The following is a 21,154-nucleotide window of genomic DNA, read 5'->3' on the forward strand; positions in this document are numbered from 1 at the left end:
GCCTTGCTCAAGGGCTGATGGACACAGGGTGTGTGATGGGCCGCTCACCGCGTTGTGCGTTACCCTCGTCATCGAGCCATGAAAAGCGAAACGTCGCGTCGCTAGGCACGGTGGCCGGTGCCGTCTGCCGTTGCATACTGAACGGTGCCAGCAAAGGCGCATCCAGAGCGATCGAGCCCTTGCCTTCGCCGATCTGCGCGTGGGAGAGGGAGATGTAGAACGGCGTTGGATTGCGCAACTGGACACTGCGACCTTGGGCCGTGACCACCAGGTGCGAAGGTGCTAGCTCAGCCTTGCTCGACAAACCCTGGGGCCGGTAGATGACTTTCAACTGAGTGCGGAGCGTGATCGTCAGACGCGTCGCACCCTCGTCCAGCACCTCGGTTGGCCGAGGTGGAATCTCGTACACATTAAGCCAGTACAACGACTCTCGATCCTGGGCAAGCACCTGCCCGGTCGTGACGAGGCGCACGCTTCGCTGCTGTTGGGGTTCAAGCCTGAACATCGGGGGAAGCGGCATGATCGGTGCGCTCGCGGTGTCCGGCGTGACAGCCAGGTCCCCATTGTCGACCCAAGTCTGGACCACGACCGGATAGGCGTTTTGATTGACCAGTGCCAGTGAGGTTTCGCGCTGGCCTTCATGCACGATGACCCTCGTGCGCTCGGCAGTGACCCCAGCGTTGGCGAGCGTGCTGATCAGCATAGCGACCAGCAGCAGCAGACGTTGCCCACAGCTACTGAACACGTATCACCACCTGCGCTGTGGCCTCGACCCGGCCAGGCCTTACGGTAGGCAGGGTGCCGGTGGAGAGTTTCTCCAGACGCGCTCGGAATGTCTCGGTGTACTGGCCGATGCCATTGACGGTACCGGTCAGGTTGGCAGCGCTGCTGATCACCGGGTACCAACCCCGGCCAGCCGCACCACTGCCATTGGCAGAATCCTCATTGGCCAGCAAATTGATGGGCGCACCGCCGCGCAGCAGCCGTATGCCTACGCCCTGCGCCACACCTGCCTGGCCATAACGGTCCGCCAGCAGGTAGGTCAGGCCGCCCTGGGCATTGACCAGGCCCAGGGAAGACGACGCAGCCAGGGCACCGGAGGAAACCTTGATGCCAATGGCCGTACCGTTGGCGCTGGTGCTGTTCACGATGTTGCTCTGGCAGCGAAAGTTGATCTGAAAGGGCATTTCGCGGCGGCCGCCCGCGTTGATTTCGCTCACGCTGATCGAGGGAAACACGACATAGGGGGTGACACTGGTGACGCTGCAGGTGGGATAACGCTTGAGCGTGACCTTGTTGTACAAGCCCAACGCACCAGGCCAGTTCCCGTACCAGCCACTCCAGTTTCCATAGTGCGTTTGACCCACTGTCGGATAGGCCAGCCCAGGCCCCTTGATGGCGATATAGGCCGCCGGCTGTGCGTAGCCGTAAAGCTGCGATGAAACCGTGTCGCTGTAGTAGTTGTAGCTGGGATCTTTGGGTGCACTGAACAGCTCCGCGCGAACGGCACTGAGGTTCTTGGCCTTGACCAGCTGATACCCGCGCGAGTCGGTGTCCAGCCCCGTGAGCCGCCGCTCCTGCCAGACGTCGGTGAACAGTTGGCCGGTTGCCAGGTGAGTCAGGCGCAACAGCACATTCGTCCAGGCTGTCCGGTAGGCGCTGCGCAAGCCCAGGGTGTTGCCGACGCTGTCGCCCCCCTGGAACCAGCCGCTGTAGACGTCGTCACCATTGGTGGAAAACATCTCGTAAACCGCATCCCGGGCCTCGCAGCGAAAAAACACGTATTCCGGGTTGAATCCGGCCGTAGCACCGTATTGGGTGAAAGGCGCTACCGAGCTGGCAATCAATGAACCGTAAGGCTGAAAGCTGGGGTCGCTGACGTTGATCACGCTAGGTAAGCCCAAGGAGCCATTGCAGGTATCACAGCCACCGGCCCACGCACCGGCAGTGCCCTCCCCGGGGCGGATGGCATCGTTGGCCGTGGTAGTGGCGGCGCCCACATAGGTGACCTTGTAACAAGTCGCCCAGGCGTTCTGAACGGTTGCGAACACAAAGGCTGCCAACAGCCAAGCCCTGAACGTCATGAGGGTTCCTCGTTAGGCGTGCATGTACTTTTCAGATGAATGAAGCCTTGGCTGTCATGGGCGTTGCTGCTGTTGACGTCGAAGGGCAACAGGCATGCCTGGTCGGGGCCTGAGCCCCAGCGGACCTGCAGGCGCCCGCTGTCGGCCTGGGCGCGTGCATACACCTGCCCGCCCTGTCCCACCATGCCAATGACGGTGCCCTGCTCGTCCAGCACATCGGCGCCCAGCGCAATGGCACCGCCGCCTGGCAAGCTGGCCTGGATCAACAGGGCATGGCCGATCAAGGTCTTGAAATCGACCAGCACCGCAGAACCGGCGTAGGGCGCGACCTTTCGTTCCGTTTCGATCAGCTCGGCCTGGTCACCCATGCCGCTGGGGTCGAGCCCTACCGGGTTGTACCGGTAGGGTGACAGCGAAGGCACCACCGCGTAGCCATCCGCGTTCACACGAGCCCCCTGCCCGCCCCGGATGATCGCGCCACCTGCGCCCTTGGCCCGCACCAGCGCGAAGGTGTCCCCCACATAGGGCCCCAAGGTCAGGCCGCCTCCATGCAGGACGGCTGCCCCGCGAATGCCACCATTGACCTGCCGGTAATCGGCGCTTTGCGAGTAACCGCCGTTGAATGTGGCAACGGCGCTTTGTGCCTGGAGATTGCCCGTCCAGTTCGTCCCGCGTCCGGCGCTGTCACGACTGGCCGCGATTGCGTAGCTCATGTCGCGCTGGGCTCCCAGGGTGCCGTTGATGCCCGTCTGGAAACTGCTGCCCTTGGTATCACCTGAGCGCTGCGTCAGCATCGAGCTGATACTCGGTGCCCGGGTCGAGCTGCCCAGGGGCATGGAGAGCGTCAGCGTCAGGGTATTGGTGCGATTGCTGGTGTCGTGCTGGTCTGCCTGGTTGGCGAAATCGGGCACGGCAGCACTGGTCACCGTGTCCCGGTACCACGTCGTGCGCTGGCGTGAATAGGCCAGGCTGTAATTGAGCTGCCGCCAGGTGTTGGAATAACCGAACTGCACCTGCGTATCACGGCTTTTGCCGTCGTAGTAGTCGCTGCTCGAGCCAGACAGATACAGATTTCCGTATCCCCCCAGCCCTTGGTTGACCAGCAAGGTCAGTTGATTGCGCTGCTTGAAACTGGTCGAGTCCCAACTGTCACCCCGCTCGGAGGCCTGCCGCGCACCCAGCGCATCAGCCAGATCCCGGTACCCTTGGGTTGAGTATCGATACCCGGCAAGGTTGAGGGTGGTGTTGGTGGGCTGAAAGGTACGGCTGTAGCTAAGCCCCATGCGCCAGCCTTGCTTGCGCTGTTGGTTTTCAACGGTGGCACTGGAAAACGTGCTGTTGACGCCGAAGGCGCCATAGGGCGTTGCCAGTACGCCACCGCCCAGCACAGCCAGGTAGTCCTGCGCTACCCGAGCGCCCAGGTTGGCCGAAATAGTATTGTTAAGGCCCCTTTGGTAAGTAGCCTCGGCAAAAGCCCCTTGGTTCGCACCGGTCTGGCGTACCTCACCCAGCGTGGCGCTGTAGCGAGAGATGCCCGGGCGGATGGAGTCGGGCACCGCCGCATAGGGGACAGTGAAGCGTGTGATGCTGCCGTCAGCCTCGATTACCTGCACGTCCAGGTCACCGTTGTAGGCCGTACCGTACAGGTCGTCGATAACAAAAGGGCCCGCCGCCACCGTGGTTTCGTGCACCTTGCGGCCATTCTGGCTGATCACCACGCGAGCGTTGCTCACCGCTGTGCCGCGCACCTGCGGAGCATATTGACGCTGTGAGTCGGGCAGCATGCGATCGTCACTGGCCAGGCGCACGCCCCGAAAGCCGATGCTGCCGAACAGGTTGCCTTCGGTGAAGCTGTCGCCGACCGTCAGTTCGCTTTGCCAAGGGGCAATGGCACGCTGTGCATACGTGCGAATGCTGTTCCAGCGGCTGACCGCAGTGCCCCCAAAGCTTGAGTAGCTGTAGTTGGACTGGTGCCGCAAACGCCACAGCCCAACGTTCACGCCCGTGTTCAGACCCAGGTAGCCGTAGTTGGCCGCCTGGCTTGCTGATGCTTCGTAGCGAGAGTTGTAGAGGCTTGCGTCGTAGTTGACGAAGCCCATCGTGCCGCCTGCGTCCCAGTCCTGCGGATCGACGTAGCCGCGCGGCTTGATGTCGAGTAATGCCTGGGGCACGGAGAGGTCCAGGCGCAAGCGAGCTGAGTCGTATTGAAACGTTGCCCCCGGTAGCCGCGTGCTCAGCGCCAGGCACTGGGCTGCGTCGGCGGTAGGTGTTTCAAGCGTGCGGGCGTTCATGTGTTGATGCAGGTACCGTTCGGAAAAACAGGGTTCGACGACATCGTCTTGCAGTCTGAAACTCACTTCGCTTCGGTTGACGTAAAGCGTGTTCACGTACACATCGACCAGGTAAGTACCCGGGTCGATCTGCTGCGCACGATTGAAACGCTCCAGGCTGCCACCGGCCAGACCCGAGCCAAGCAACAGGCTGTCGTCGAAGCGGTACTCACCCTCGCCATGGGCCAGCCGGGCCATCATCCAGGCGAGGCCGCACAGCAGGACCGAGGTGCGCCGCAGATTAGCGCTGCAAGCCATGAGTGATGCCCACACGTGCACCGTAGTCGTTGATCAACTGCGCGTTGAGCTGCGCCGCTGTACCTGTGAGCGCTCCGGTGGCCTCTGGCGTCCACTGCACCGAACCGTAGGGCGGCACCATGGCAGCGCGCAGTTTCACCTGTCTGTTGCCGACAGTGATCGTCGCGGCCCCGAACGAGGCATGGAAGCCCGTCGGATTGTCGACGAGCACGTGCCAGCTGGCGCCGCTCTCGACCAGGCTGAAACGTAGTTTTTCAGGCAACTGCTCGACCGTGCCGGCGATGCCATCAGGGCGGTAGAACAGCTTCAGGCGATTACGAAGGATCAGCAGCATCTGGCTTCTGTCGGCCTGTGCGGCGTTGCGCGGGGGGATCTGGAGCACGTTCAGATAGAACACCGACTCGCGGTCCTGAGGGAGCGCCGCGCCGGTATAGATGAGCCTCAAGGATTGTCCACTGCCAGGAGCCACGCGTGACACGGCCGGATTGACCATGAACGGCGCCTTGGCGGTTTCTGGTGTAGAAGCAGGGTCATCGATATCCACCCAGGCTTGCACGACATTGGCGAAGGGGTCCTGATTGGTGAGCTGCAGGGTTTTTTCCTTCGCATTGCCGGGGTAAATGACCCGTGTACCCGTCACTACCACGCTGGCCTGGACGAGGGTCGCGCCCGTCATGCCGAGCACGAAGGCAAGCGCAATGGCGACCAGCCTGAGCCGGCCCACTGGCAAAGTTCTCATGCAGATACCTCGAAGGACTGCCGCCCTGGATACGAGCCCCCGGGCGGCAGTCGGAAAAAGTGGCGTGCGCCAATTACTCGTAACGCAGGGTGTAGGTAACCGCGCCAAGCACAGGGCCCGCAGTAACGGTGGCGGCCTCGGACACGTAACGCACGGCATAGTCGTGGCTTGTGGAGGTCTGGCCAGAACTCAGGATGATTTGTCCGGCGCTGACGGCCGCTCCCCCTGCCAGGTTCACCGGGCTACCGCCGGGTGCGTCGAGCAACTGCAGTGCAACGCCGGTCGCGCCATTGGTGGCGGTGTTGGTCAGGTTGCCCAGCGATGTCGGATTGGTGGCCTGGAACAGCGTGGTGAATTGCTCGTTGGCGTCGGTCGGCGCGGCGCAGCCGGTCAGGCGCAGGGTGAATTTGGTCTCCCCGGTGTTTTTGCCGGTGCTGCCACTCAGCGCACTGGCTGGCACGCTTTGCATGACAACGGTTGGCTCGGTGTTGCCATCGACGACAGCAGAGCAGGTCTGATCGGTGACTTCTCCGCTGAAGGTGATGGTGTTGGCCGCGTTCGCCAGGCCGGGAACGGCCATGGTTGCAGCTGCAGCGAAAGCGATAGCGCGAATATTCATTACAGCGTCCTGTGGTTGTTATGTGGGCTGCGCATAGAATGCAGCCCTGGCGCTGTTGGATAACTCAGACGAGTCTTAAAACGGCCACACGCGCTCGATTGCCGCATCGCGCTACAGCGCTGCACTTTTTCCAAGCAGGTACGTTCTTGACCAGAGACCAACTCGAAACCCGGCAGACACCCCTTTATTTCGCCACCGTGCTGGTGGCCATCGCCTTCGGCCTTGTAGCCGATGCCAGTGCCTCTGTCCTGGAAGCACTGATCACGCCAGCCATCGCCGTGCTGATGTACGCCATGTTCCTGCAGATACCCTTTCTGCACCTGCGCGCGAGCCTGGCCAATCGGCGGTTCATGACTGCCTTGCTCCTGGCTAACTTCGTGCTGGTGCCCGTCCTGGCGTGGGCGTTGACCCGTGGGCTGACAGGCCACCCGGCCTTGCTGATCGGCGCGCTGCTGGTCCTGCTGGCGCCCTGTATCGACTACGTGGTGGTGTTCACGCACATGGGCAAGGGCGATGCACGGCTCATGCTGGCCGCCACACCCGTGCTGTTGCTGCTACAGCTGGTGCTGCTGCCGCTTTACCTGGCGCTCATGCTTGAAGACGGCGACCACATAAGCCTGGCGCTCGGGCCTTTCGTGCAGGCGTTCGTGCTGATGATCGTCGTGCCGTTGGCCTTGGCGGTGCTGACCAGTGCACACGTGGCCAAATCAGAGCGGGTCAGTCGCTGGAACGACGCCTGGGCCTGGATGCCGGTGCCGGCGATGGCACTCGTGTTGTTCGTGGTGATCGCTTCGCAGATCGGCATCGTGTTGCAGGCGCTGGATCAACTGCTGCCCGTGGTGCCGGTGTTTCTGGGCTTTGCGCTTTTGGCACCGGTGATTGGCTGGGCGACGGCACGGCTGATGGGCTTGCCTGTACAACAAACGCGCGCCGTGATGTTCAGTGCCTCGACGCGCAATTCGTTGGTGGTGTTGCCGTTGGCGCTCGCCTTGCCAGAGCAGATACGAACGCTGGCAGCGGCGGCGGTGATCACGCAGACAGTGGTCGAGCTGATCTGCGAGCTGGTGTACGTGCGGGCGTTTCCAGTGGTCGCCCGCACGTAGGCGGGTTCAGCTGACCACGTGCAGGTAGTGCAGGTGGCGCTCGTACTGGTCGAGGATGTCGCCGATCACATCTTCACGGCTCCAGCCCATGACATCGTAGTCCTGCCCGCCTTCGCGCAGGTACACCTCGGCACGGAAGTACTTGCGTGCATCGCTGTTGTCATCGGCATCGCGCATGACGAAGCTCGGCGTATTGAAGGCGCGGGGGCGAACCTCGTATTTGAAGCGGCCCTCACCGGCATGAGAAAGCTCCAGCGTGATGCGGCCGTCTTCGCGCTCCTCCACCGTCACTTCGTAGCCTTGTTTGCGCAGCTCCTGTGCCACTTCCTCGCACGCGGGCTTGACCACCTCTCCAATGAAGCGAGTGACATGAGCCCTGCGCGGCATCATCGCGATATTGCGCAACCGACGCTGCCAGCCGCCGTGGTTCTGACGGCCCTGCCGCTGGCCCGGCAACGCCTGGGTTCGCAGACCACGCCGCGTGGCGTCCAGCCCCAGTGCTTTGAACAGCCCCCAGATGGAAAACAGCAGAATGATCGCGAACGGCAGCGCACTGGCGATGGTGGCGGCCTGCAAGGCCTTCAAACCGTTGGCCAACAGCAGGGCAATGGCTACTGCGCCCATGCTGACCGACCAGAACACACGTTGCCAGAGCGGTGAATGTCCCCTGCCGGACGAAGCCAGCATGTCCACCACCAAGGCGCCCGAGTCCGCTGAGGTGACGAAGAACACGACGACCATCAGCACCGCCAGCATCGAGATGGCCGTAGACCAGGGGAAATGCTCGAGGAACGCGAACAAGGCCAACGAACTGTCCTGATTGACCACCGTGGCCAGGTCCTTGATGCCGCCGTGCAGGATCATGTGAATGGCCGAATCGCCAAATACGGTCATCCACAGCAAGGTGAAACCTGCCGGTACGAACAGCACGCCACAGACGAACTCGCGAATGGTGCGGCCACGGGAAATGCGTGCAATGAACAGCCCGACGAAGGGCGACCAGGACAACCACCAGCCCCAGTAGAGCAAGGTCCAGCCACCAATCCAGTCGGTGGGTTCATAGGCGAACAGGTTGAACGTCTTGTTGACGATATCGGACAGGTACGCACCTGTGTTCTGCACATAGGCCTGGAGCAGGAAGACCGTAGGCCCGACTGCCAGGACGAAGAGCATCAGTACCACAGCAAGGCCCAGGTTGAGCTCCGAAAGAATCCGGATACCCTTGTCCAGGCCGCTGGCTACCGACAGCGTGGCCAGCGCACAGGTGACGGCGATCAGGATGACCTGGATCGTGGTGCTGATCGGAAGGCCGAACAGCTGATGCAGGCCGCTGTTGATCTGCAGCACGCCGTACCCAAGCGAGGTCGCCACGCCGAACACGGTGCCCAGGATGGCGAAGATATCTACCGCATGGCCAATAGGCCCGTAGATACGCTCCCCGATCAGCGGGTACAGCGCCGAGCGCAGGGTAAGCGGCAGCCCGTTGCGAAAACTGAAGTAGGCCAGGATCAGCGCCACGATGGCGTAGATCGCCCAGGCATGCAGGCCCCAGTGGAAGAACGTGATGTTCATCGCTTCGCGGGCCGCAGCCACCGTATTGGGGTCACCCACAGGCGGGTTGATGAAGTGCATCACAGGCTCGGCCACGCCGAAGAACATCAGACCAATGCCCATGCCCGCCGAGAACAGCATGGCGAACCAGCTCTTGTTGGGGTAATCGGGCTCGCTGTGGTCCGGGCCCAGCTTGATATCGCCGTAGCGGCTGACGGCCAGGAAGACGACGCTGATCAGCACCAGCGCGACGGTAAGAATGTAGAACCAGGCCGCATTGGTGACGATCCATTGCTGAACATGCTCGAAGACGCTTTGGGCATGCTCCTGGAAAAGGGTGGCGTATAAAACCAGCAACAGCACCAGTACCGCACTGGTGAAAAAGACAGGTGGGTTGATGGTGCTCCTGCGTTGTTGTTCTTCAGGCATAGGCATTGCTCCTTCTGACGTTCAGCGCTGCGCTCCATGGTTGGGCAGTCAGAACACGACTGCCCGTGGCGCATGATGAATGGAAGATGCTGAAACCTTACCGTCAGTTCCAGCATTTCCAAAACTTAAACGCTTCGCTTGCTTTTCAGATGCCCTTGAACCCGTCAGCCGAGGCGCTGTTTGAGCTCGGCAATGTGCTCAGGGCCAATGCCGCAGCAGCCACCCACCATGCTGGCGCCGCGTGCGCGCCAGTCTTTTGCCCAGGCCAAGTAGCCCGGTGGGTCCAGGTCTTCGCGCAGTTCGTCCAGCCCGTCGTTGGCGGTGGCTTCCTTGGGCTGGGGTGGGAAGGCGTTGGCATAGGCACCGATGGCGACTTCGCCACCTTGCTGATCGATGACCGAACGGGCGACATCGATGGCCGCGCCGATCACTTCCGGCTGGCTGCAGTTGAACAGCACCGCTGCTGCGCCCAGTTCGATCACCGCCTGCACGGCATCGGCCACCGGCTCACCGGAGCGCAGGCACGGCACCGTATCGACGTCTTCATCCTGCAAGGTGAAGGACACCCAGAACGGGCGACCGTCCTCGGGCAGGTGGGCACGTATGGCGCGGACTTCAGCGATCGCGCTCTGGGTTTCGGCAAGCCACAGGTCAACGTGTGGCGCCAGGCCCTCAAGCAGCGGCCGCAGGACTTCCTCGACGCGCTCAGGCTGGAACAGGTCGGGACGATAGGACCCGAACAACGGCGGCAGCGAACCGGCCACCCTCACCGGGTGCGGGCCGGTGTCGGCTGCGTGGCGGGCCAATTGACCGGCAACATTGGCCAACTGCCGGCCTTCTTCGGCAAAGCGCGCTTCACCAATGTGGAAGGGGACGACCGCATAGCTGTTGCTGGTAATGACCTGAGCACCTGCGGCAATGAACGCCGCATGCACCCCCACCACCGCTTCCGGCGCCTCGGTCAACGCCAGTGCAGACCACTCTGGCTGGCGGAACGGCGCACCGCTGCGCTGCAGTTCGCGGCCCATGCCACCGTCGAGAATCACCATCGCTCGCTCTGTCATATAACTACTCTGAAGGTGCTTATGAATAAAATTCATTATGTGGGTTAGATATATAACTATTTAATACCCTAATACTCAATTGGCCAACACTTCAGGTATGAACATGCGTTTTTCCACATTGCTCGGTGCAAGCCTTGCGCTGATTGCGACCGCCACCCAGGCCTTTGCCGGCGCCACGCTGGAGCGGGTCGAATCACGCAAGGAACTGGTCAATGTGCTGATGGAGAGCTATCCCCCGTTCTCGTTTCTCAATGACCAGAATCAGCTCGACGGCTTCGACGTGGATGTGGCCAAGGCAGTGGCGGACAAGCTGGGCGTGAAGCTGCGCCTGGAGACGCCTTCCTGGGATGTGATCGCCGCCGGTCGCTGGAGTGGGCGCTACGACATCTGCATTTGCTCGATGACCCCCAGCAAGGCCCGCGCCCAGGTGTTCGACTTCCCTGTGGAGTACTACGCCTCCCCGGCGGTCATCGTGGTCAATGCCAAGGATGACCGCATCCACGGTGCAAAAGATCTGGACGGGCGCAAGGTCGGCCTGACCAGCGCGTCGAGCTACGAAAGCTACCTGAACAAGAATCTGGTCATCGAGGGTGACGAGGGCCGAACCCTCGACTACCCCTTCGACTTCGTGCAGATCGCCCCGTATGACACCGACAATGTGGCGTTCCAGGACCTAGGGCTGGGCGCGGGCGTGCGCCTGGATGCAATCCTGACCAACCTGGTCACGGCCAAGCCGCGCCTGGACCAGGACAAGCGTTTCAAGCTCGCCGGTGCGCCGTTGTATGAAGAACCCAACTCGGTCGCCATCGAGAAGGGCGACCCAGAGTGGGATGCGAAGGTTCGCCAGGTGTTCGCCGAGCTCAAGGCAGACGGCACCCTGGGCAAGCTGTCGCAGAAGTGGATCGGCGCCGATATCAGCAAATGAGCACGTTTCCGCCCTCCCCCAAGCCCGTGGCCAGTACCACGGGCACACGCCTGCTGGGCTTTCGCACACGGTTGATGCTCACCTGGCTGGTGATGTTCGCCCTGTTCGTCGGGTTCTTCCTGAGCTTCGACCTCAAGTTCTCGATCATCCTGGAGAAGTTTCCCAACCTGGCCGGTTTCAAACTGGGGCCCAACGGTTTTCTGCAGGGCGCAGCGCTGACGCTGTTTTTGTGCATATGCTCGATGGTGGTGTCGGTGGCGCTGGGCTTTGCCGCTGCGCTGGCACGCTTGTCCGGCAGCGCAGTGCTGGTGGGTGTTGCCAGTTTCTACACGTCGTTTTTCCGCGGTACACCGCTGCTGATCCAGATTCTGCTCATCTACCTGGGCTTGCCCCAGATAGGCCTGGTGCCCGGCGCGATCAGCGCCGGTATCATCGCCCTGTCGCTGAACTACGGCGCTTACCTCAGTGAAATCTTCCGCGCGGGCATCCTGGGTGTTGCCCGAGGCCAACGCGAAGCGGCGCTGGCGCTGGGCATGCGCCCGCCGCAGATTTTCTGCCACATCGTCCTGCCGCAGGCCATGCGGGTGATCATCCCGCCAACCGCCAACCAGTTCATCTCCATGCTCAAGGATTCGTCGTTGATCTCGGTGATGGGGGTGTGGGAAATCATGTTCCTGGCCCAGTCCTACGGACGGTCGAGCTACCGCTACCTGGAAATGCTGACCACTGCGGCCGTGATCTACTGGGTGTTGTCGATCGCGCTGGAGCTGGTGCAGGCGCGCCTTGAGCGGCATTACGGCAAGGCCTATCAGCGCTGACGGTGCCTAGCGCCTGCCCCTGGCCAGGGGCAGGCGTTGCGTTCATCGGCAGCCGTGCTGCCGGATCGGACTAACGCCCCGCCTCCGCCACCAGTTTTGAAGAGAACTGGCCCACGGCGGTGACCACTTCCTGCGCACCTGACTGGATTTCCGTGATCACGGTACCCGCCTGCTGGGCCAGGCTCAGGCCCAGTTCAGCCTGTTTCCTGCTCTCGCCCATGCTGTGTACCGCCTCCTCCACCAGCGCGTTGTTCTTCTGCACCACCTCGACGATTTCCTGGGTGGCGGCACTGGTTCGCCCGGCCAACTTGCGAACCTCGTCCGCCACCACGGCAAAGCCCCGGCCTTGATCACCGGCACGCGCGGCTTCGATGGCCGCGTTCAGCGCCAACAGGTTGGTCTGCTGGGCGATGCCGCCGATGGTCGACACGATGGACGTGATCAGGTGCGACTGATGCCCCAGCGCCTCGACACCCGTGGACACGTTCGAGACCTGCTCGACGATGCGGTTCATGGTCTCCACCGTGTCCCTGACCGCCTCCGCGCCGCGCTGGGCGGAGCTGTCGGTCTTCATGGAGATCTCATAGGCAACGTCCGCTGCCGAGCTGACCTGTTTCTCGCTTTCGACCTGAGCGGTGATATCCACCGCGAACTTCACGACCTTGTACAGCCGCCCGCGGGTGTCGCGCACCGGATTGTAGGAAGCTTCGAGCCACAGCTCGCGACCGCTCTTGTCGAACCGCTGAAAGCGCTCAGCAACGAAGCGACCGTCGTTGAGGCTGGCCCACAGTCGCTGATAATCCGGCGACCGGGTGTAGGCCGGATCGCAGAAAATACTGTGATGCTTGCCGACGATTTCCGGGAGCGTGTAGCTCACCGTATCCAGGAAGTTCTGGTTGGCGGTGAGTATGGTGCCGTCCAGTGCGAACTCGATCACCGCCGTGGACCGGGAAAGCGCCTTGATCAGCTCGTCGTTTTCACGGGCCTTGTCGATGGCGGCGGTAACTTCGGTCCCGTAGGCCGTCATATGGGTCACCTCGCCGCTGGGGGCCTTGACCGGGCACCACGCCGCGCGCATCCACACCAGACGCCCATCGGCCGCGATGTAGCGGTAGTCGTCGCTCACCCCAGTGCCCTGGCTCATCGCGGTCTGGAAATCCTTGTAGCACGGCAAGTCCTTCACATAGTCGGGCGTGAGCGCGCCCATCGATGTACCGACAAGCTTCGAAGCGTCGATCCCCACGAAGCTGGAAAACCGCGGGTTGACGGCCGTGATCAGCAGGTCGCGGTCCACGGTGATTTCAAGCATCTCGCTGGACCTGCTCTGTTGCGCAGCCCTGAGCCCATGCAGCTCCCGTTTGAGTGCCTCGACCTCATCCCTAAGCGCTTTGTTGAACATGGCGATCCTCGTCATTGCGGATGACAACTGTTGGGATTGAACAGGCGCTGACAGGCAGCGCACACCGAGTGCTGCTTCACCTAACGTCAGGCTTGCCGCGGCTGACGCAACCATGCAGCCAGGTCATCTGCCGGGAGGGGCCTTGCGTAATAATAGCCTTGCCCTTGATCACAGCCCCACCCCCGTAGCACATGATGGTGCAGGTCCGTCTCCACACCCTCGGCCACCACCGTCAGGCGCAGGTCGCGCAGCAGGCTGACCAGCCCACGCACGATGTGCCAGTCATTGCCGCCAGGCTGCAGTTCGGCGAGCAGGGAACGGTCGAGCTTCACGCTGGTGGCGGGGATTTTGCGCAGGTAGATCCAGTTGCTGTAGCCGCTGCCAAAATCGTCGATGCCGATCGAAATGCCCAGGGCGCGGAAGCGCTGGAGCTGCTCCTGCACGGCATCGAAGTCGGCTACCAGGGCGCTTTCGGTGAACTCGAGCTCCACCAGGCTCGGGTGCACCTGGTGTCGGGCCAGCGCTCGCGTGACATCTTCGTACAGCTGACCATCACCCAGATCGAGGGCCGAGATGTTCAACGAGACCTGCAACATCAGGTCGCTGGCCTGCCACTGGGCAATTTGACGGCACACCTGTTCCACCACCCAGCGAGTTATGCCGCGGATGGACGCGGTGGTTTCCGCCAGCGGAATGAACTCTGCCGGGCTGATCACGCCCAGTTGCGGGTGCGTCCAGCGCAAGAGTGCCTCGACCGCCACGCAGCGGTTGCTGCCAAGGTCGATCCTGGGCTGGTAGGCCAGGCTCAACTGGTCGGGTGCCAGCAGTGCGGCTTCCAGGGCATTGAGTATCGCGGTGTTGCGCCGCAGGTTGGCGTCCACCACCGGGTCGTACGCCAACCAGCGCTGCTCGCTCTTGCGAGCGGTGTCGGTCATGCTGGCTAGCAGTCGCAGGATATCCGGCGAGGCGCTGGCGTCCACGCCCAGCGTCAGGACACTGATACCGACATCCGGCGTGACCGGTATGTGACCGCTGCGCAGTGGCCCACCGAGCGAAGCCACCAGCGTCTGAAGCCAACCGGCAAGAAAACTGGTATCGCATGCATCAATGACCGTCATGAAGCCCAGGGTACTGGCCCGATAAAGGCGGCAGCCGGGCGGAAGTGCTGTGAGCAGCACTTCTTTGACTGCCAGCATGAAATCGGTGAAGAACTCGATGCCCAGCGCCTTGAACAGTCGGTCCATACCCGCGGCCGACACCGGCTCGATGAACACAGCCACCTGGCCGGCCGTGATGGCACCTTCCTTGAAGTCCGTCTCGAACCGCCGCCGATTGGGCAGCCCGGTCATCGGATCGTAGAAGTTCTGCCGGTGGATAGACTGCAGGCGGGCCACCACCACTTTGGCGGCGTTGGTCAGCAGATTACGGTCGCGCTCCGACAAGGCTTCGCGTGAGGCATGGTCGATGATGCACAGCCCACCCAGGCTGACGCCTGGCCGAACGATTAGCGGTGCGCCGGCGTAGTAACGGATGTGGGGGGCCGATTGCACGAGGGGGTTATCCACCGTGCGCGGGTCCTGCAGCGTGTCGCAGATCTCGAGCACCGTTTCCTGGCGCAAACCAAGGGCGCAGATGGACATTTCGCGCGGCGTGCGGTCGTCGGCCATGCCGATCTTGGCCTTGAATACCTGGTAATCGCGGTCGACGATGCTGACCAGCGCGGTAGGGACGTCGAAGTGCGCACAGAGCATGTTGACGACGCCATTGAGCACCGGATCCTCTCCATTTGCCAGGTCCGATGTAAGGCGGTCCACTTCAACCAGGCGCAAGCGCTCGTCTCGAAGGGTCGTCAAGTTGTCCATGAAAGCTCCGGTCGCGGTAACAGCAAATTCTAGCCCAGAAGGCACATTGCCAGCTTAGCTGTGATCGGTTTCTCTCGACAATTGAGCACCCCCACCGGCGGTCGGCCAAAAAATCTATTGGACGCCTGCGGTCAGCTAGCCTAAAAGGCTGTCAGCCGCGCTTGGCACGGCAGATCGCGTAGATGATGCTCAGCCTGTTACGGAGTCAGCCTTGGCCTGGTTCAAAGAAAGGATTACCGCCATCCTGCAACGCCTGCGACGTGCCGAACCGAGCACGGCCAGCCGCTACGTGGGCGCCGCGTTGATCATCGCTGCGTGCTCCCTGGCGCGCGCGCAGATGTCGCCTGCCGCGCTCCCCTACCTGTTTTTCATTCCTGGCCTGATGCTGATCGGGTTCTGGTTCGGCGCAGGTCCGTCCCTGCTGGGGTGCATCATGGCCGTGCTGATCGCCCAGTATTTTTTCATCGGGCCGCTGGGTTTCGATGCTGACTGGGCCACGTGGGCCAACAGCCTGAGTTTTGGCGTGGTGACTTTCGCCATGGCGGTGGTGTGTGCTTCGCTCAGGCGTAACCTGAGCGCCGTGGAGCAGCTCAACGAAACGCTCGAGCAACAAGTGCAACACCGAACGGGGGAGCGCGACAGCCTGTGGAACGTGTCCCCCGACCTGATCTGCACGTTGTCCGAAAACGGCCAGGTGTTGTCGGTGAACCCGGCGTGGCAGGTAGAAACGGGCTTCACTGAAGAACAGCTCAAGACTGGGACGTTCTACAGTTTCATCTCCCCCGCACAATTGGCGAACGCGTTGCGCGAGCTCAACCACAAGCCCATCGTCGAGCTCGACACCCAGAGCGTGCGCAGCGATGGCCAACCCTTACTGCTCAACTGGCGCATTGCCGGGTTCGAGGGCCGTTACTTCGCCGTGGCACGTGATGTCACCCAGTACCGCGAGCGGCAGCAGGCGTTCGAGCAAGTCAGCCAGCAATTGCAGCAAAGCCAGAAGATGGAAGCGCTCGGGCAGCTCACCGGCGGCCTGGCCCATGACTTCAACAACCTGCTGACCGTGATCACCGGCACGCAGGACATGATCGAGCAACGCCTGGCGCAAGGCCGGCATGACGAACTGGGCCGTTACCTGGCGTTGGCCAGAGCTGCCACTCGCAAGGCCAGCACCCTCACCCACCGCCTGCTGACCTTCGCCAGGCAACAACCACTGGCCAGCACCACGGTCGATGTGGTGCTGCTGGTGGACGACATGAAAGAGCTGCTGGCCAGAACCCTTACACCCAAGATCGAGTTTCAGCTCAGCCCATATCCGGCGCCAGCCTTGTGCTACTGCGACGCCCATCAACTGGAAAATGCGCTGCTCAATCTGTGCATCAACGCACGTGACGCCATGCCCCAAGGGGGCCGTTTGCAGGTGCGGGTCAGCAAAGTGACAAGCGGCACGGCTGAGCTGGAGCAGCTTGGGCTACGCACTGGCGAATACATTCAGGTAAGCGTCACCGATACAGGCCTGGGGATGCCGGCCAGCATTGCCGAGCGGGCCTTCGAACCGTTCTTCACCACCAAGCCGCTGGGGTCGGGCACGGGTCTGGGGCTTTCGATGGTCAGGGACTTCGCTCGCCAGGCGGGCGGCACGGCAGTGATCGAATCGGTCATGGGCAGCGGCACCACGGTCAGTCTGCTGTTGCCCGTCCACCTTGAGCCGGCCCCGTCCAGCGTCACACCGATCACGCACGCCACCCTGGCAGCCCGTATTGACAACCGTGGCAGTGCACTGGTGATCGAGGACGAGGGCGCGATCCGGGAACTGGTCGGCGAAGCGTTGCAGGAGCTCGGTTTCGAGGTGATCGAAGTCACCCATCCTGCCGACGCGCTGCACCTGATCGAACAGTGCCAAGACCTGCAGCTTGTGGTGACCGACCTGGTCCTGCCCGGCGGCCTGACGGGAGACAACATCGCCCAAGGGGTGCGGGCGCTTGTGCCGGCAGTGCGGGTGCTGTTCATTTCAGGGTTGATCGAGGCGCCGGCCAGCCTTACCGAGCAGCAACCACATTCGCGCTTGCTGCCCAAGCCCTTCACGCTCGGCCAGTTCAAGGCGTGCGTCGAAGGGATGTTCGGTGACCAGGATGCACCCCTGCTGCTGGACCAGGCCAAACGCCGCTAACGCCATGGCCGACAAGCGTCACATACCTCAGGGCTGCGAATCGATCGACGCCAGAAACTGACGCGTCTGCCGGTTGGAGCGCAGGTGCACGACCCGGCACCCCGCAGGCGCCGTCGCCATCAGGTGCTTGATCTTGTCCTGTGAAGAATGCCGCGTGGACCAGATGAACCGGATGAAGCCAGGCAAATTGCGCAGCGATTCGGGGCAGTCGCCTGGCAGGTCCGGGCGTGTGCGGCCCAACTGGGTCAGGGTTCTGACCAGCACACGCCACAATCGGACCGTCAGGGAACGGTCAATCCAGATAAGCATTTCGGCCCTGGCAAGACGGTTGTCCCAGGTCGCCGAATGCCCGCCCTCGAAGATCCACCGTTCGCGCGCCTCCACTTCATGGCACAGGCGGGTCTTTTCGTCTCGGCTGCGCTCGACCCAGCCGGGTAGCCAGTGAATGGTATCGATATGCACGACCGGCAAGCCGGTTCGCTCGCCCAGGTGGCGAGCCAGCGTACTCTTGCCGGCGCCCGGTTGACCAACGATCATGACGCGTTTCATGGGGACTCCTTTTCAACCCGCCATTTTGTACAGGAGGCCGGGGTTGTAAAGAAGTCTCCAAGCTGCGTGCCAATTGCGCGCAGCCCGCTGGGCGCTGAGCGCTGAGCGCTGAGCGCTGAGCAGATTGTGGTGCATCACAATACGACGCTTGAGGGGGCGTTTTGTGAGGTGGTGTTGGGGCGAGATTGGACTTTCAGGTGATTAGTACGGTGATGCCTGCTGGGGCGGACGTTACGAGAGAGCGCGTATCGCGTCGAAAGAGGCCTGGCATCGCGCCCTGTTAGCTGTAGAGCAGGCAAGCCGATTACATCTGATCTAGGAAAGCGCGAATCGGTGACCGTCTGGATCAATGAATACGTAGCTCGCGGCCTATATCATCGGCCCCGAGTACGATCCAACGTGATGGTTGATGTGCGAATTTCTGATCGCTACAGCACGCCGTTGATATCTAACTCGAACCCGAACCACGGGACAATGCTGAATCTGATTCTGGACAAATAACGAGCATGGACAAAGCGCAACTGTTGTTGTTGCATCAGGCAGGCAGCCTGGTGAGGGAGACAGAAGCCAAGCTCGCAGCAAGCGGTGAGCTTTTCAATATCTTCTCCATCACCCGAATCGAGCGGGCCGAAGTCAATACCCACTCTGCGATGATTGCAGAACTCTTGAACCCCAAGGGCCGCCACGGTCAGGGTGAATGCTTTCTCGAACTGTTCCTGGCGACAATGGGCTTCGACTACGAAGGCAGCATCAGCGACGCCAAAGTCAATAAAGAGCAGTTTTTTGCGGGCTACGGCCGTGTCGACGTGGTGATCCACCTGCGGGACCACCTCATCCTGATAGAAAACAAGATCGACGCCCCTGACGGCAAACAGCAACTCAAGCGGTATAACGACATTGGCAAGGCCTCACGCAAGCCGTGGCAGTTGTGGTACCTGACAAAAAAAGGCACGCAAGCGCACGCAAACAGTCACTGCGGCGTGAGCTACCGCCAACTGTCCTACCAGGAGCACATCCTCGGCTGGCTTGAGCAGTGCATCAGCATCTCGAGCGCAACGCCGGCGCTTCAGCACGCGTTAATCCAGTACAAGCATCTGGTTCAGAAAATCACCGGGCAAACCATGACGCATGCAACACGACATGCACTGATCGAACTTCTCATTGCCGGCGACAATTTGCAGGCCGCCGAAGCCATTGCCCAGGCACTGCCCCACGCGAAGGGGACGGTATTGTTTGGCTTCTTCAATGCAGTACGACATGGGTTGTCGGCACAATGCACACCGGTGTCAGCGCCGCCTGGCTTTTCCGGGCATGACTGCAGCGAGGAGAACTGCCGCAAATGGTTCTATCCCAAGGCTTCGAGATTGAAGCACGTGGGGCAGTTTTTCGACATTGGCGTCGATGGCATGCTGCTTAGAATTGAGGTTGCGTCTGAGGCGCTGCACTACGGGGTGGTGCGGATCACGGGCGGGAAGATGGCGAGCGAGGGTGAGTTATCTGAGCAGACGCTTTCATTGCCTTCATCGTTGATGTGGAGGAATTGGAATGCGTTTAAATGGTATTCCTGCCTGTATCAGGACAATGTTGCTAGCGGCATGGAGGGTTTGTCTGATGCTGGGCGGTTGGTCATGGAGGTGCTGCGTGTGGTTGAGTTGATCAGATCGGGCGGGGTGGATCGGTCTGGATTGCAGCTTGAAGGTGCATTGAGCTGAGTCGCTGTCGGAGTTTGGTACACCTGTTAGATCGTTGGGGCCGGTCCGACGCCCCGGCAAGGCCGCTCCGGTGGTCGTGTGATGCCTGGAGTGACGGGATAGGCTGCTAGGCCGTTCTGAGTGAACAGCGTGGCGCACTGAAGCGGCTTTTACGGGGGTTCCAGAGATTTTGGTAGCCTTAGCTGGAAGCTGAAGTGGTGCGGAGACAGGAATCGAATTAATGCTATTACATCCAGTAAATATTGACCTTATATCTTTCATAGAAGAGAACGTATCCCTAAACGTATCCCTAAAGCTCAAGTCACCTCAGCTTCCGCCGCTTTCACACGGGTGCAGGCCACCCGCTAAGAAAGCAGCCATGCTGTTGGGGCCTTTCGCAATGAGCCCTTCTTCCTGCATAGCGCGGTACCAGGCTGCAAGCGCCGCTTTCATAGCCTCCATACCCTTCTTCCACACAGGCCCAAGGTATAGAACCCACAGCTCAAGTTCACGCTCTGTCACAGGCGCACCCTGGCTAAGAAGCTCTGCTGTGTCCACTAGGCTTGTAGCCAGTTCCGAGTCAATCGCCTGGTCAGGGATCGACCAATTCGCTTTTTGCCCAAGACAATCGGTGTAAAAGCCTAACTGCTTCACCTGGTCTAGGAGATACGGGTGGTCTGATCCATCGTCGTGAAGGGGACGAAAATCTTCCAACGATCTTGCGCCATCAGCTACCAAAGCCGGAAAAATCCAGTGGCTGTTTTTGCACGTATGAGAGCGGTAACGCTTCCATTCTGCCTTGATCGCACTGTCTTCCAGCTCCAGTGCCATCCCTCGGAGGATAGATATCTTTCCCGCTTCCTCAATCGAAAGCGCAGCCAGTGAAGCCGCAGAAGCAAAGCTCTCTACCCCCAGAAGAAGGCGTGCGTCTTTGGCGAGTCTGGTGGCATTGGCTCGCGCTGCCGTCATGCCTGCGGCGAGCTGTGAGCAATTCAATCGCTCTTTGTAGCCGTCCAATTTTCTTGAAGCCATCTGGTGCCCCTTCAGTCAACAGCCCATATCATTGCAGCAATCGCAAGGATCCTTCCAAGTGTGCTGAAAAATGCACAATTCACCATGGTTCACCTTGTTTACCAGTTCACTAAGCTGGCGATCCTCCCGCTAAAAAAGAACCGCGGGTTTCCAGCCCCGTATCTGGCCCCATCTCTCAGGGTCCCCCCGGCGACTAGAAACGGGAGTGGCGAGGACCGATTTCACCGCTGAAGGCACAAGCGAATAGGGGAATGGGGGTTCGTAGTTAACCAGTTCTGCAAAGCGGTGTAACAGGTGTAAAATGTGTAACTTCATCAGTAAGTAGTTGATTTTAAAGGACAATAATCAGTTACACCTCGACTTTGCCACCGTAATTTGGTGGTGTAACGATAAAACCGGTGTAACCGAGGTGATCGATTTTTGTGACTAACGGGCAGGCCTGAGGCACAGCAGGTGGGCTTTTACTGGCAGCCCTCGTGGACAAGGCGATACCTGCTGGGGGAATCTCGGTTCTACGTGAGTGGTGCTGGATGA

16 protein-coding genes and 1 pseudogene are annotated in these 21,154 nt (G+C 61.1%); 5 read left to right on the forward strand and 12 right to left on the reverse strand.

Annotation, left to right across the window (positions count from 1 at the left end):
* Window positions 1-7: 7 nt before the first annotated feature.
* The 5 genes from B2J77_RS17745 to B2J77_RS17765 form a co-directional block, all read right to left on the reverse strand.
* Entirely contained in the window at window positions 8-703 is a 696-nt protein-coding gene (locus tag B2J77_RS17745) for a molecular chaperone (RefSeq protein WP_058638657.1), read from the reverse strand.
* Between the two features lie 31 nt (window positions 704-734).
* Complete coding sequence (locus B2J77_RS17750) at window positions 735-2,084, reverse strand: fimbrial protein (protein WP_078479120.1); 1,350 nt, start codon at window positions 2,082-2,084, stop codon at window positions 735-737.
* Window positions 2,081-4,672, reverse strand: coding sequence for a fimbria/pilus outer membrane usher protein (locus B2J77_RS17755; RefSeq protein ID WP_078479121.1), 2,592 nt, complete (start codon window positions 4,670-4,672; stop codon window positions 2,081-2,083). The genes B2J77_RS17750 and B2J77_RS17755 overlap by 4 nt, the downstream gene beginning before the upstream one ends.
* Window positions 4,656-5,411 (reverse strand): molecular chaperone, encoded by a 756-nt coding sequence (locus tag B2J77_RS17760; RefSeq protein WP_058638623.1) that lies wholly within the window; start codon window positions 5,409-5,411, stop codon window positions 4,656-4,658. Before B2J77_RS17760 ends, B2J77_RS17755 begins: the two co-directional genes overlap by 17 nt.
* A 73-nt stretch (window positions 5,412-5,484) precedes the next feature.
* Window positions 5,485-6,030, reverse strand: a complete 546-nt coding sequence (locus B2J77_RS17765; protein ID WP_078479122.1) for a fimbrial protein — start codon at window positions 6,028-6,030, stop codon at window positions 5,485-5,487.
* 146 nt (window positions 6,031-6,176) lie between these two features.
* Between B2J77_RS17765 and B2J77_RS17770 the strand changes: the two genes are divergently transcribed.
* On the forward strand, window positions 6,177-7,133 hold the full coding sequence (locus B2J77_RS17770; protein WP_078479123.1) for an arsenic resistance protein: 957 nt from the start codon (window positions 6,177-6,179) through the stop codon (window positions 7,131-7,133).
* 6 nt (window positions 7,134-7,139) lie between these two features.
* On the opposite strand, the gene betT is transcribed toward B2J77_RS17770, so the two are convergent.
* Window positions 7,140-9,113 carry a choline BCCT transporter BetT gene (gene betT / locus B2J77_RS17775; protein WP_078479124.1) on the reverse strand — a complete coding sequence of 658 codons (1,974 nt, stop codon included), beginning with the start codon at window positions 9,111-9,113 and terminating at the stop codon, window positions 7,140-7,142.
* A 164-nt stretch (window positions 9,114-9,277) separates the two neighbouring features.
* Window positions 9,278-10,162, reverse strand: a complete 885-nt coding sequence (locus tag B2J77_RS17780) for a homocysteine S-methyltransferase family protein (RefSeq protein WP_194286088.1) — start codon at window positions 10,160-10,162, stop codon at window positions 9,278-9,280.
* 118 nt (window positions 10,163-10,280) lie between these two features.
* On the opposite strand from B2J77_RS17780, the gene B2J77_RS17785 reads away from it, so the two are divergent.
* Together B2J77_RS17785 and B2J77_RS17790 are read left to right on the forward strand one after the other, a co-directional pair.
* Entirely contained in the window at window positions 10,281-11,102 is an 822-nt protein-coding gene (locus tag B2J77_RS17785) for an ABC transporter substrate-binding protein (RefSeq protein ID WP_078479126.1), read from the forward strand.
* On the forward strand, window positions 11,099-11,920 hold the full coding sequence (locus B2J77_RS17790) for an amino acid ABC transporter permease (RefSeq protein ID WP_058638627.1): 822 nt from the start codon (window positions 11,099-11,101) through the stop codon (window positions 11,918-11,920). The genes B2J77_RS17785 and B2J77_RS17790 overlap by 4 nt, the downstream gene beginning before the upstream one ends.
* A gap of 70 nt (window positions 11,921-11,990) precedes the next feature.
* On the opposite strand, the gene B2J77_RS21960 is transcribed toward B2J77_RS17790, so the two are convergent.
* The 3 genes and pseudogenes from B2J77_RS21960 to B2J77_RS17800 form a co-directional block, all read right to left on the reverse strand.
* Window positions 11,991-12,494, reverse strand: a complete 504-nt coding sequence (locus tag B2J77_RS21960; protein WP_235166502.1) for a methyl-accepting chemotaxis protein — start codon at window positions 12,492-12,494, stop codon at window positions 11,991-11,993.
* A gap of 48 nt (window positions 12,495-12,542) precedes the next feature.
* A pseudogene (locus B2J77_RS21965) lies at window positions 12,543-13,433 on the reverse strand (PAS domain-containing protein); the annotation flags it as partial.
* Window positions 13,406-15,181 (reverse strand): sensor domain-containing phosphodiesterase, encoded by a 1,776-nt coding sequence (locus B2J77_RS17800; protein ID WP_078479127.1) that lies wholly within the window; start codon window positions 15,179-15,181, stop codon window positions 13,406-13,408. The pseudogene B2J77_RS21965 and the gene B2J77_RS17800, both read right to left, overlap by 28 nt.
* A 211-nt stretch (window positions 15,182-15,392) precedes the next feature.
* Here B2J77_RS17800 and B2J77_RS17805 point away from each other — a divergent pair, with 211 nt between their 5' ends.
* Window positions 15,393-17,348, forward strand: a complete 1,956-nt coding sequence (locus B2J77_RS17805) for an ATP-binding protein (protein ID WP_078479128.1) — start codon at window positions 15,393-15,395, stop codon at window positions 17,346-17,348.
* 27 nt (window positions 17,349-17,375) lie between these two features.
* Here the strand turns inward: B2J77_RS17805 and B2J77_RS17810 are convergent, their stop codons facing one another.
* Entirely contained in the window at window positions 17,376-17,897 is a 522-nt protein-coding gene (locus tag B2J77_RS17810) for an AAA family ATPase (RefSeq protein ID WP_078479129.1), read from the reverse strand.
* A 506-nt stretch (window positions 17,898-18,403) separates the two neighbouring features.
* On the opposite strand from B2J77_RS17810, the gene B2J77_RS17815 reads away from it, so the two are divergent.
* Window positions 18,404-19,609: a PD-(D/E)XK nuclease family protein gene (locus B2J77_RS17815; protein WP_078479130.1), complete on the forward strand. Its 1,206-nt coding sequence runs from the start codon at window positions 18,404-18,406 to the stop codon at window positions 19,607-19,609.
* A 306-nt stretch (window positions 19,610-19,915) separates the two neighbouring features.
* On the opposite strand, the gene B2J77_RS17820 is transcribed toward B2J77_RS17815, so the two are convergent.
* On the reverse strand, window positions 19,916-20,620 hold the full coding sequence (locus tag B2J77_RS17820) for an AbiV family abortive infection protein (protein ID WP_228385150.1): 705 nt from the start codon (window positions 20,618-20,620) through the stop codon (window positions 19,916-19,918).
* Window positions 20,621-21,154: the final 534 nt, after the last annotated feature.

The organism is Pseudomonas parafulva, assembly GCF_002021815.1.
GTDB classification, from domain to species: domain Bacteria; phylum Pseudomonadota; class Gammaproteobacteria; order Pseudomonadales; family Pseudomonadaceae; genus Aquipseudomonas; species Aquipseudomonas parafulva_B.

Excerpts from the sequence above, each read along its gene's own strand:
- B2J77_RS17815 (WP_078479130.1), top strand. The coding sequence starts at position 18,404 with ATGGACAAAGCGCAACTGTTGTTGTTGCATCAGGCAGGCAGCCTGGTG.
- B2J77_RS17745 (WP_058638657.1), bottom strand. The coding sequence starts at position 703 with ATGCTGATCAGCACGCTCGCCAACGCTGGGGTCACTGCCGAGCGCACG.
- betT (WP_078479124.1), bottom strand. The coding sequence starts at position 9,113 with ATGCCTGAAGAACAACAACGCAGGAGCACCATCAACCCACCTGTCTTT.
- B2J77_RS17765 (WP_078479122.1), bottom strand. The coding sequence starts at position 6,030 with ATGAATATTCGCGCTATCGCTTTCGCTGCAGCTGCAACCATGGCCGTT.
- B2J77_RS21960 (WP_235166502.1), bottom strand. The coding sequence starts at position 12,494 with ATGAAGACCGACAGCTCCGCCCAGCGCGGCGCGGAGGCGGTCAGGGAC.
- B2J77_RS17800 (WP_078479127.1), bottom strand. The coding sequence starts at position 15,181 with ATGGACAACTTGACGACCCTTCGAGACGAGCGCTTGCGCCTGGTTGAA.
- B2J77_RS17760 (WP_058638623.1), bottom strand. The coding sequence starts at position 5,411 with ATGAGAACTTTGCCAGTGGGCCGGCTCAGGCTGGTCGCCATTGCGCTT.
- B2J77_RS17810 (WP_078479129.1), bottom strand. The coding sequence starts at position 17,897 with ATGAAACGCGTCATGATCGTTGGTCAACCGGGCGCCGGCAAGAGTACG.
- B2J77_RS17755 (WP_078479121.1), bottom strand. The coding sequence starts at position 4,672 with ATGGCTTGCAGCGCTAATCTGCGGCGCACCTCGGTCCTGCTGTGCGGC.
- B2J77_RS17750 (WP_078479120.1), bottom strand. The coding sequence starts at position 2,084 with ATGACGTTCAGGGCTTGGCTGTTGGCAGCCTTTGTGTTCGCAACCGTT.
- B2J77_RS17785 (WP_078479126.1), top strand. The coding sequence starts at position 10,281 with ATGCGTTTTTCCACATTGCTCGGTGCAAGCCTTGCGCTGATTGCGACC.
- B2J77_RS17780 (WP_194286088.1), bottom strand. The coding sequence starts at position 10,162 with ATGGTGATTCTCGACGGTGGCATGGGCCGCGAACTGCAGCGCAGCGGT.
- B2J77_RS17790 (WP_058638627.1), top strand. The coding sequence starts at position 11,099 with ATGAGCACGTTTCCGCCCTCCCCCAAGCCCGTGGCCAGTACCACGGGC.
- B2J77_RS17820 (WP_228385150.1), bottom strand. The coding sequence starts at position 20,620 with ATGGCTTCAAGAAAATTGGACGGCTACAAAGAGCGATTGAATTGCTCA.